Annotated in this window: 9 protein-coding genes; 4 read left to right on the top strand and 5 right to left on the bottom strand. The window is 73.8% G+C overall.

Annotated features, from left to right (window positions below; genetic code table 11):
• Positions 1 to 160 precede the first annotated feature (160 nt).
• Positions 161 to 832, top strand: coding sequence for an O-methyltransferase (locus tag CCN72_RS26420; protein ID WP_085564515.1), 672 nt, complete (start codon positions 161 to 163; stop codon positions 830 to 832).
• A 9-nt stretch (positions 833 to 841) separates the two neighbouring features.
• On the opposite strand, the gene CCN72_RS26415 is transcribed toward CCN72_RS26420, so the two are convergent.
• Entirely contained in the window at positions 842 to 1,234 is a 393-nt protein-coding gene (locus tag CCN72_RS26415) for an FHA domain-containing protein (protein ID WP_086810244.1), read from the bottom strand.
• A gap of 102 nt (positions 1,235 to 1,336) precedes the next feature.
• Here CCN72_RS26415 and CCN72_RS26410 point away from each other — a divergent pair, with 102 nt between their 5' ends.
• Positions 1,337 to 1,747, top strand: coding sequence for a DnaJ family domain-containing protein (locus CCN72_RS26410; protein WP_037656200.1), 411 nt, complete (start codon positions 1,337 to 1,339; stop codon positions 1,745 to 1,747).
• A gap of 102 nt (positions 1,748 to 1,849) precedes the next feature.
• Here the strand turns inward: CCN72_RS26410 and CCN72_RS26405 are convergent, their stop codons facing one another.
• The gene (locus CCN72_RS26405) at positions 1,850 to 2,776 is read right to left on the bottom strand and encodes a LysR family transcriptional regulator (protein ID WP_086810242.1); all 927 of its coding nucleotides are present in this window, start codon (positions 2,774 to 2,776) and stop codon (positions 1,850 to 1,852) included.
• 124 nt (positions 2,777 to 2,900) lie between these two features.
• On the opposite strand from CCN72_RS26405, the gene CCN72_RS26400 reads away from it, so the two are divergent.
• On the top strand, positions 2,901 to 3,944 hold the full coding sequence (locus CCN72_RS26400; protein ID WP_086810240.1) for a zinc-dependent alcohol dehydrogenase family protein: 1,044 nt from the start codon (positions 2,901 to 2,903) through the stop codon (positions 3,942 to 3,944).
• A gap of 107 nt (positions 3,945 to 4,051) precedes the next feature.
• Here CCN72_RS26400 and CCN72_RS26395 read toward each other — a convergent pair whose 3' ends face one another.
• Positions 4,052 to 4,534 (bottom strand): hypothetical protein, encoded by a 483-nt coding sequence (locus CCN72_RS26395; RefSeq protein ID WP_237553491.1) that lies wholly within the window; start codon positions 4,532 to 4,534, stop codon positions 4,052 to 4,054.
• Positions 4,535 to 4,962: 428 nt separating this feature from the next.
• Positions 4,963 to 5,556 carry a hypothetical protein gene (locus tag CCN72_RS26390; protein WP_244174468.1) on the bottom strand — a complete coding sequence of 198 codons (594 nt, stop codon included), beginning with the start codon at positions 5,554 to 5,556 and terminating at the stop codon, positions 4,963 to 4,965.
• 151 nt (positions 5,557 to 5,707) lie between these two features.
• On the opposite strand from CCN72_RS26390, the gene CCN72_RS26385 reads away from it, so the two are divergent.
• Complete coding sequence (locus CCN72_RS26385) at positions 5,708 to 6,220, top strand: GNAT family N-acetyltransferase (RefSeq protein ID WP_086810238.1); 513 nt, start codon at positions 5,708 to 5,710, stop codon at positions 6,218 to 6,220.
• Here CCN72_RS26385 and CCN72_RS26380 read toward each other — a convergent pair.
• The gene (locus CCN72_RS26380; RefSeq protein ID WP_086810236.1) at positions 6,213 to 8,273 is read right to left on the bottom strand and encodes an MDR family MFS transporter; all 2,061 of its coding nucleotides are present in this window, start codon (positions 8,271 to 8,273) and stop codon (positions 6,213 to 6,215) included. The two genes, CCN72_RS26385 and CCN72_RS26380, sit on opposite strands and share 8 nt — an antisense overlap.
• Between the last annotated feature and the right edge of the window lie 742 nt (positions 8,274 to 9,015).

Below are 9,015 nucleotides of genomic sequence, written 5' to 3'. Positions count from 1 at the left end.
CGTGGCGCCCCCGCCGCCCGTCGCCCCGCCCCCGCCACTGGCCTGAATCCGGCGATCGCGCGCCCGGCCGATTCTCGGCCCCTCGCCACCGCCCAACTGAGATGATCGAAAGAGGGCGGCAAGGCGGCCTCGGCAGGCACTCGGGAAAGGCAGCAGGCGCATGAGCGGGCAGCAGCTCTGGGACGACGTCGACGACTACTTCATCAACACGCTCTCGCCCGACGACGAGGCGCTGCGGGCGGCACTGCGGGAGAACGACGCCGCCGGGCTGCCGCCCATCGGGGTCACCGCGGCCCAGGGCAAACTGCTCCAGCTGCTCGCCCAGGTGCAGGGCGCGCGGACCATCCTGGAGATCGGCACGCTCGGCGGCTACAGCACCATCTGGCTGGCCCGCGCCCTGCCCGAGGACGGCAGGCTGGTCACCCTGGAGTACAGCGCCCGGCACGCCGAGGTGGCCACCCGCAACATCGCGCGCGCGGGCCTGGACCGGGTCGCCCAGGTGCGGGTGGGCCCGGCCCTGGAGTCGCTGCCCAAGCTGGCCGACGAGAACCCGGCCCCCTTCGACCTGGTCTTCATCGACGCGGACAAGGCCAACAACGCCCACTACGTGGAGTGGGCGCTGCGCCTGACCCGCGCGGGCAGCCTGATCGTGCTGGACAACGTGGTGCGCGGCGGCCGGGTCGCCGACCCGGGCACCACCGACCCGGACGTGGTCGGCACCCGTACCGCGATCGAACTGATCGCCTCCCATCCGAGGCTCAGCGGTACGGCCATCCAGACGGTCGGCACCAAGGGCTACGACGGCTTCGCGCTCATCCGGGTGCTGGGCTGACGCCGGCTCTCAAACCTCTTGGTAGAAGCCGACGTTGACGCTGCACGGCCCGCTGCGGTCCTGGACGACTATCTCGCCGGAGCCCCCGCGCGGCAGCGGCACGGTCGCGCCGTAGACCAGCAGCTGGACGCTCCCCCCGGCGGTCAGCCGCACCTCGGACGCCGGGTCGGGCTGGGAGCCGCGCAGCCAGGTCAGCCGCCAGACGCCGTCGGGTCCGCAGCGGAACTCCAGATGGACGCGGGAGACGAACAGCCAGTCCTCGGGGGTGACCAGCCGGCATCCGGCGGCGTCCCGGCCGATCCGCAGCACCGCGCCCGGCTCGCTCGGCGCCTGGGCCATCGTCATACCGGCCGTGGCCCCCGCGTCGGCCGCGGAGACGGTGGCCATGGTGAGTTCGAGCACCTGCGTTCCCCCTGAAACGTCCTTGCGCGACGGGCCGTTGCCCCGCGCGCCGCCGCCGCATGATAGAACGCGCGACCGGGCTCCGTCCGGCACAATGGGGTCATGACCGAGCGAAAACCACCTGGCGTGCCGTTCGAGAGCTGGGTCGACAAGCAGATCCAGGACGCGCAGGCACGCGGCGAGTTCGAGCGGCTGCCCGGGGTGGGCGAGCCGCTGCCCGCCGAGGTCGACTCCACCTACGACGAGCTGTGGTGGGTCAAGCGGAAGATGGCGCGCGAGGGACTCGCGGTGCTGCCGCCCGCCCTGGCCCTGCGCAAGGAGGCCGAGGACGCGCTGACGGCGGCGTACGCGGCGCCCTCGGAGCGGATGGCCCGGAAGATCATCGAGGACGTCAACGTCAAGATCCGCGACATGATGTTCAAGCCGCCGCCGGGCCCCCCGCTGGGCAAGAAGCCGTACGACGTGGAGGACGTCGTACGGGAGTGGCGGCGGCTGCGGGAGACGCGGACCTGATCAAGTCCCGTCACTGGTGAGTTCAGCCCGCGCGAGGGCGTCTGACGCGTGATCAGGCGTGCGGTGCGCCGCCGTCGCCGCCGGCTCACCGGACCGTGGTGTTCATCGGCCGCCTTCGGCCGCGCCGCCCGGGACGAGGGCTCGTAGGGCCTCCAGGCAGGCCGCGACCGAGGGCTCATGGGTCGCTCCGCGCCGTACGGCGACCTCGATGGTGCGGGCGAGCGCGGGGTCGGCGACCGGCCGTACGACGAGCCCGGGCGGCAGCCGGTCCGCCGCCATCCGGGGAAGCACGACGGGGAGGCCGCAGCTCGCGGTCAGGGCGATCATGGCGGTGAAGTCGGTGCAGGTGTGCCGTACCCGCGGGGTGAATCCCGCGGACCGGCAGGCGTGCAGGACAGCCGTGCCGCATGCGGTGTGCGCGGGGGCGGTGATCCATTCGCTGTCCGCCAGCTCCCGCAGCTCGACGGGAGAGTCCCCCGCCCGGGCCGCCGGGTGATCGTCCCGCAGTACGGCGACCAGCGGGTCGACGCCCAGGACGAGGGACTCGACACCGGAGGGCGTGGGGTCGGCCAGGTTGGTGTAGCGGTAGGTCAGCGCGAGGTCGACGCGCCGCTGGAGCAGCAGCCGCGCCGCCGGCTCGGGCTCGGCCTCGGTGATGTGCAGGCGCAGGCCCGGATGAGTGTCCTGGAGCGCCCGGCCGAGCGGGGCGGCCAGCGGGACGAGGGCGCTGGGGAAGCAGGCGAGGTGGAGCGGCCCGGCCGGTTCCGCGGGCTCGCTGTGGAGGTGGCTCCGCGCCTGGTCCAGGGCGTCGAGCACGCGCTCGGTGTCCTCCGCCAGCCGGCGCCCGGCCGCGGTGAGGTGGATGGAGCGCCCCGTGCGTTCCAGCAGACGGGTCCGGGTCTCCTCTTCCAGGAGCCGCAGCTGCTGGGAGACGGCGGACGGGGTGACACGGTGCAGTTCGGCCACGGCGGTCACGGTGCCGTGGGCGGCCAGATCACGCAGGAGGACGAGCCGTCGGACATCGAGCATCAGATGAGCTTAAGTGAATGCTGTAGATGATGTAGCTGGACAGAAGGAGTGCCGGGCGGCGACGCTGAGGGTCCACCCCCAGTCCCGTTCCGCGGCATGTCCCGCAGCATCAGGAGTTCCCGCAATGCGCGCCACCGTGATCCACGGCCCGAACGACATCCGGATCGAAGAGGTACCGGATGCCCGGATCCAGCAGCCCTCCGACGCGGTGGTGCGGGTGGTGAGCGCCTGCATCTGCGGCAGCGACCTCTGGGCCTACCGGGGAGTGGCCGCGCGGGTGCCGGGGCAGCGCATCGGGCACGAGTTCCTCGGTGTCGTCGAGGAGACCGGCTCCGCGGTCACCGGCTTCGCGCCCGGCGATTTCGTGGTCGCGCCCTTCGTCTGGTCCGACGGCACCTGCGACCACTGCCGGGAGGGTCTGCAGACCTCCTGCCCGCACGGCGGGTTCTGGGGCGAGGTCGGCTCCGACGGCGGCCAGGGCGAGGCCGTCCGGGTGCCCTACGCCGACGGGACCCTGGTGCGGCTGCCCCGGGACGCCGCCGGCGACGACGCGCTCGTCCCCGCCCTGCTGGCCCTGTCCGACGTGCTGAGCACCGGCCACCATGCCGCCGTCTCTGCGCGGGTCCGGCCCGGCGCCACCGTCGCGGTCGTCGGTGACGGCGCCGTCGGCCTGTGCGGGGTGCTCGCCGCCCGCCGCCTCGGCGCCGAGCGGATCATCACGCTCGGCCGCCACCGCGCCCGCACGGACATCGCCCGCTCCTTCGGCGCCACCGACGTCGTCGCGGAACGGGGCGAGGCGGCGATCGAGGCGATCCGGGAACTGACCGGCGGCCAGGGCGCCCACGCCGTACTGGAAGCCGTCGGCACCGAGGAGTCGATGCGCACCGCCCTGTCCATCGCCCGCGACGGCGGCGCCGTGGGCTACGTCGGCGTGCCCCACGGCGGCAGCGCGGGCGTGGACATCAGCCAGATGTTCAACCGCAACATCACGCTGGCGGGCGGCGTCGCCCCGGCCCGCGCCTACATACCCGAACTGCTCACCGACGTACTGGCGGGCGTCATCGACCCCGCCCCGGTCTTCGACCGGACCGTCGGCCTCGACGGTGTACCGGACGGCTACCGCGCCATGGACGACCGGTCGGCGCTGAAGGTCCGCATCGCCTTCTGACGGCCCCCTTCTGACGGCCCCCTGCTGGCGGACGCCTGCTTCGACGCGATGCCCCGCGCCGCCCGCCGTACGTACGGGCGGCGCGGGGCCGTGTCACCGGCGCGCCCCTAGCTGTGCAGCAGCCGTTCCGCCAGGTCGCGGTAGTCCCGCATCGCCAGCCGCAGCTGCTCGGTGTCGGTCTCGTTCGCCGGGCCGCGCTCCTCGCCGTCCTCCCAGGACATCCGCAGGCTGCGGCGGCGCCGGGTCACGGCCTCGCCGAACCGCGCGGCGATCTCCTCCAGCGCCCGGTCGGCCTCCTCCACGGCCGACCTGGGCCGGTCCACGAACCCGGCCGCCACCTGCCGCATCCGCTCCTCCCACCGCTCGGTCTCCTCGTGCGGCAGCAGCGGGGCGACGGCCGCCGAGGACGCGCCCGCGGCCCCGTCGCCCGCCGTCGCCGGCCAGGCGTCCGGCGCGGTGCCCTCCGTGGTGCGCGCCTCGCGTCCGCTGAGGTCCCCGGGCGCGGGCGCGCCGAGCCCGTCGTCCGGCATCCGCGCCATGTCCGGGGCGGGCGCGGACGTCCCGAGGTCGGACTCACTCCGCGCGGTCATGGACCGATCCCGCCCGGCCACATCCGGGTCACGTCCTGCGACACCCTCATCACGCCCGGCCATACCCGGCTCACGCCCAGCCATGTCCCGATCGCGTCGGGCCATCTCCGGATCACGTCGGGCCGTCCCCGGATCACGCCTGGCCGCTCCCGGGTCCCGGCCCGCCGTACCCGGCTCCCGCCCGATCGCGCCCGGATCGCGTCCCGGCGCGCCCATTCCCTCGGTACCGGGCCGGGGCCCCTCCGTACCGTGTTCTTCCCGCTGCTCGGTCTCCGGTGCCCACTCCTCGTCCGGCGGGCGGGCGTAGCGACTGGTGGGGTACCGCTCGTCACCGGGGCCGTTTCTCCTGTCCGGCATGGTGTTCGTCCCTTCTCCGCAGATGCTTCGCTGAGGTTTCGCCGAGAGATGCTTCGCCGGGGCGGCTCCGGTCAGGCCGCGCGATGCCGGCCGGTCGCCGACGCAGTGCCGCCTGCGCCGGTCAGGTCGTCGAACAGCTCGTGCGCCCCGACCAGGGCCGACCGCATCTCCTCGGTCCCGGCGCCCGGCGCGGCACTCGTCCCGGCGGCCCGGGCCATCCGGTGGACCCGGCGGTAGCCGTCGACGTGGTCGGCGTGGTGCACGGACAGCGCGGCCAGCTGCTCGTCGTACCGTCCGCCGTCGGGGTAGCCGCGCACCGCGGCGACCTCCCCGAGCAGCTGGTCGGCCTCGGCCACCGCCTGCCGCGGGGACTCCACGAAATGTTCCTGGACGCTCGTCCAGCGGGCCGCGTACCGGTCCCGCTCCTCGCGCGCGAGGGGCCGTTCGCGCAGATCGCCGTGGCGTTCGACGCGCTCGTTCAGCTCGCGTTCGGTGGCCCGGGTGTCCCCGTCGTGCGCGGCCAGGGTCCGCTCGTACTCGGGACCGAACCGCCGCTTGAGACCGGGTCCGGCGCCGCTGCGGTGGCCGATCAGCACCGTCACCAGCGCGGCGACGACCACGAGCGCCACGATCACGACCAACAAGATGATCAAGCCTGTGGACATGGCTGCCTTCCGCTCGGATCGCGGACCGGTCCGGCGGACCGGTCCCTCCTTGCGGGTCACCCGGAAGCCCGCCCACAAACGGCGCACGGGCACACACCGGGGCGGCCGGGCCCGGAAAACCGCTCGGACCCCTCCGGGCCCGCGCCCCACAATGGCCCGCATGACGATGTGGACGATCACCCCGGAGGCGCCCGGCTCCCCGGTCGCCGCCGCGCTGTGGCGGGCGTACTACACCGAGGTCAGCGACCGCTGGTACCTGCTGCACGAAGGCCACCGCACCGATCCGGCGGAGCTGGAGCGCGAGATCGCGGCCTCCACCGGCGCCGAACTCGCCCCGCCGCACGGGCGGTTGCTGGTGGGGCGGTACGACGGGACACCGGCCGGCAGTGCGGGCGTACGGCTGCTCGATGCCCAGATCGCCGAGCTGTCCCGGGTGTTCGTGGCGAAGGACATGCGCGGCAGGGGCGGTGCGGCGCTGCTGGTGGCCGCCGCCGAGGACGCCGCCCGCGCGCTCGGCGCCCGCCGGCTCGTCCTCGACACCCGCGGCGACCTGGTCGAGGCCCGCGCCCTGTACGCCCGCCTCGGCTACACCGAGACCGGACCCCACAATGCCGACCGGTACGCCGAGCACTGGTTCCGCAAGGAGCTGGCGCCGGTCAACTGAACCTGGTCTCAGGCGTGTTGTGCGGATGTTCGGGCACGGTGTGCGGGCGTTCCCGTTCGGCGCCGCACAGTTCCGTGGACAGTTCCCTGACCAGCTTCACCAGGTCGGTGGAGCGGCCGGGCTGCCACCAGTCGCCGAGCAGTTCGGCCAGCGACTCCTCGCGGGCCACGGCGAGCCGTTCGGCGGCCTCCCGCCCGGTCGCGGTCAAGTACAGCTCCAGGCCCCGGCGTTCGGCCAGCCGCCGCTCCTCGACCTGGCGGGCGGCGGCCATGACGGCCTCCAGCGGGACGGGGCTGCGCTCGGCGAGCACCCCGGGTTCCACGGAGCCGTTGCGGCGGATCCGCAGCAGCAGCCAACTGGCCGCGGGCAGCAGGTCGTACCCGGCCCGCTCGGTGATGTCCCGGTAGATCTCGCGGCGCCCCTCGCGGGTGCCGAGCACCGACAGGGCGCGGCACACCTCGTCGTAGGAGGAGCGCTCGACCGGGTTGGGCGCGATGGTCTCGGAGACGTCCGGCGCGGTGACCGAGCCGCGCAGCGGGTCCTCCTTGAGCAGCCAGGCCAGCAGGAAGCCGAGGAGGGCGACGGGGGCGGCGTAGAGGAAGACGTCGGTGATGGACGACGCGTAGGCGTGCAGGGCGGCGGGGCGCAGGGCGGGCGGCAGGGCCCCGATGCCGCGCGGGTCGGCCTTGAGGGTGTCCGGGTTCACGCCGGGCGGCAGGTGGACGCCCGCGAAGGCGGCGGTGAGCTTGTCGGCGAGGCGGCTCGCGAAGACGGTGCCGAAGATGGCGACGCCGAAGGACGCCCCGATGGAGCGGAAGAAGGTGGCACCGGAGGTGGCGACGCCCAGATCCTCGTACGAGACGGCGTTCTGCACGATCAGCACCAGCACCTGCATGACCAGGCCGAGTCCGAGGCCGAAGACGAAGAAGTAGGTGCTCATCTCGGCGGTGGAGCTGGTCTCGTCCAGGCGGTGCAGCAGGAGCAGTCCGATGGCGGTGACGGCGGTGCCGGTGACCGGGAAGACCTTCCAGCGGCCGGTGCGGCTGACGATCTGCCCGGAGACGGTGGAGGACAGCAGCAGCCCGAAGACCATCGGCAGCATGTACACCCCGGACATGGTCGGGGAGACGCCGTGCACGACCTGGAGGAAGGTCGGCAGATAGGTCATCGCGCCGAACATGGCGAAGCCGACGATGAAGCTGATGACGGCGGCGAGGGTGAAGGTGCGGATGCGGAACAGCCCCAGCGGGAGCACCGGTTCGGCGGCCCGGCGCTCCACGGCCACGAACGCGACCGCGAGCAGCACGCCGACCACCGCGAGCGCGATGATCTGCGGCGAGCCCCAGGCCCAGGTGGTGCCGCCGAGGGAGGCCACCAGGACCAGGCAGGTGGCGACGCAGGCGATCAGGAAGGTGCCGAGGTAGTCGATGACGTGGCGGGCGCTGCGCACCGGTATGTGCAGGGCGGCGGCGATCACGGCGAGCGCCACGATGCCGATGGGCAGGTTGATGTAGAACACCCAGCGCCAGCTCAGATGCTCGGTGAACAGCCCGCCCAGCAGCGGTCCGAGCACGCTGGTCGCGCCGAACACGGCGCCGAACAGGCCCTGGTAGCGGCCCCGGTCGCGGGGCGGCACGATGTCGCCGACGATCGCCATCGACAGCACCATCAGCCCGCCGCCGCCCAGGCCCTGGAGCGCCCGGAAGCCGATCAGCTCGGGCATGTTCCGTGCCATGCCGCACAGCGCCGAGCCGATCAGGAAGATCACGATGGCGGTCTGGAACAGCTTCTTGCGCCCGTACTGGTCGCCGAGCTTGCCCCACAGCGGAGTCGCGGCGGTCGAGGCCAGCAGATAGGCGGTGACCACCCAGGACAGGTGTTCGAGGCCACCGAGGTCGCTGACGATGGTGGGCAGCGCGGTCGACACGATGGTCTGGTCGAGCGCGGCGAGCAGCAGCCCGAGGAGCAGTGCCCCGATCGAGACGAACACGCCGCGCGCCACGGGTTCCTCCCCGCTCACGTCCTTCGCCGCACCGTGCGTGTCCAGGGCCATGGGGACCTCCCGGGGCTGGGGGCTGGGATGCGCCCCTTCCATCCTGGGCGGTGTCACGGTTTATGGCCTGTCGAGTCCTGCGGTTGTGGAGGGAATGGGCATACCCTGTGTGGCTTCGGGGGTTCCAGGGGAGGGGACGAACGTGACCGGGGAGAAGGGCACGGCCTGCCCGGAGTGCGGCATACCGAGGGACGCGGGGGGCGCCCCGTCCTGCGACTGCGCCGAGCGCACGGCCGAGGCACTGCGCCGCACCCGTACCGCACAGGCGGCAGCGGCGGAGGACTTCGACCCGCTGCGGATACGCCCCTACGTGGACGTGGGGCCCGGGGACGACGCGGATCTCCCGCCCGCCGCCTCGCCCGCTCCCTCGCCCGTCGAGGCCACGATGCCGCTGCGCCCGGTGGCCGAGCCCGCCGACGTACGGCTCTTCGAGCAGGCCCCTGGCGAGCCCGGCCCGCCGTCCGCGTCCGCCGGGACAGCCGGGGAACCGGTCCGGCGCCGGCGGTTCCGCCGTACCGCGCTGCTCGCCGCGGCGGGCGCGGGCNNTCTCGTACCACACGCCGTCCCGCGACGACGCGGCCCCGGAGGTCAGGGAGAGCGTCCCGGACGTGCCACCGCCGGCCACCGCGACCCCCTCGGCACACGACACCTCCGCGCCGTCCCGCTCGACGGCACGCTCGGTACCCGCGCCCCCGCCGAGCCTCTCGCCCACCCCGACACGGTCACCGTCGCCGTCCCCGAC

Source organism: Streptomyces murinus (assembly GCF_002154555.1).
Classification (GTDB): domain Bacteria; phylum Actinomycetota; class Actinomycetes; order Streptomycetales; family Streptomycetaceae; genus Streptomyces; species Streptomyces murinus.
Note: the sequence above shows the minus strand (reverse complement) of the source record. Positions and strands in the feature narration are given on the sequence as shown.

Excerpts from the sequence above, each read along its gene's own strand:
- CCN72_RS26420 (WP_085564515.1), top strand. The coding sequence starts at position 161 with ATGAGCGGGCAGCAGCTCTGGGACGACGTCGACGACTACTTCATCAAC.
- CCN72_RS26410 (WP_037656200.1), top strand. The coding sequence starts at position 1,337 with ATGACCGAGCGAAAACCACCTGGCGTGCCGTTCGAGAGCTGGGTCGAC.
- CCN72_RS26405 (WP_086810242.1), bottom strand. The coding sequence starts at position 2,776 with ATGCTCGATGTCCGACGGCTCGTCCTCCTGCGTGATCTGGCCGCCCAC.
- CCN72_RS26400 (WP_086810240.1), top strand. The coding sequence starts at position 2,901 with ATGCGCGCCACCGTGATCCACGGCCCGAACGACATCCGGATCGAAGAG.
- CCN72_RS26395 (WP_237553491.1), bottom strand. The coding sequence starts at position 4,534 with ATGACCGCGCGGAGTGAGTCCGACCTCGGGACGTCCGCGCCCGCCCCG.
- CCN72_RS26390 (WP_244174468.1), bottom strand. The coding sequence starts at position 5,556 with ATGTCCACAGGCTTGATCATCTTGTTGGTCGTGATCGTGGCGCTCGTG.
- CCN72_RS26385 (WP_086810238.1), top strand. The coding sequence starts at position 5,708 with ATGGCCCGCATGACGATGTGGACGATCACCCCGGAGGCGCCCGGCTCC.
- CCN72_RS26380 (WP_086810236.1), bottom strand. The coding sequence starts at position 8,273 with ATGGCCCTGGACACGCACGGTGCGGCGAAGGACGTGAGCGGGGAGGAA.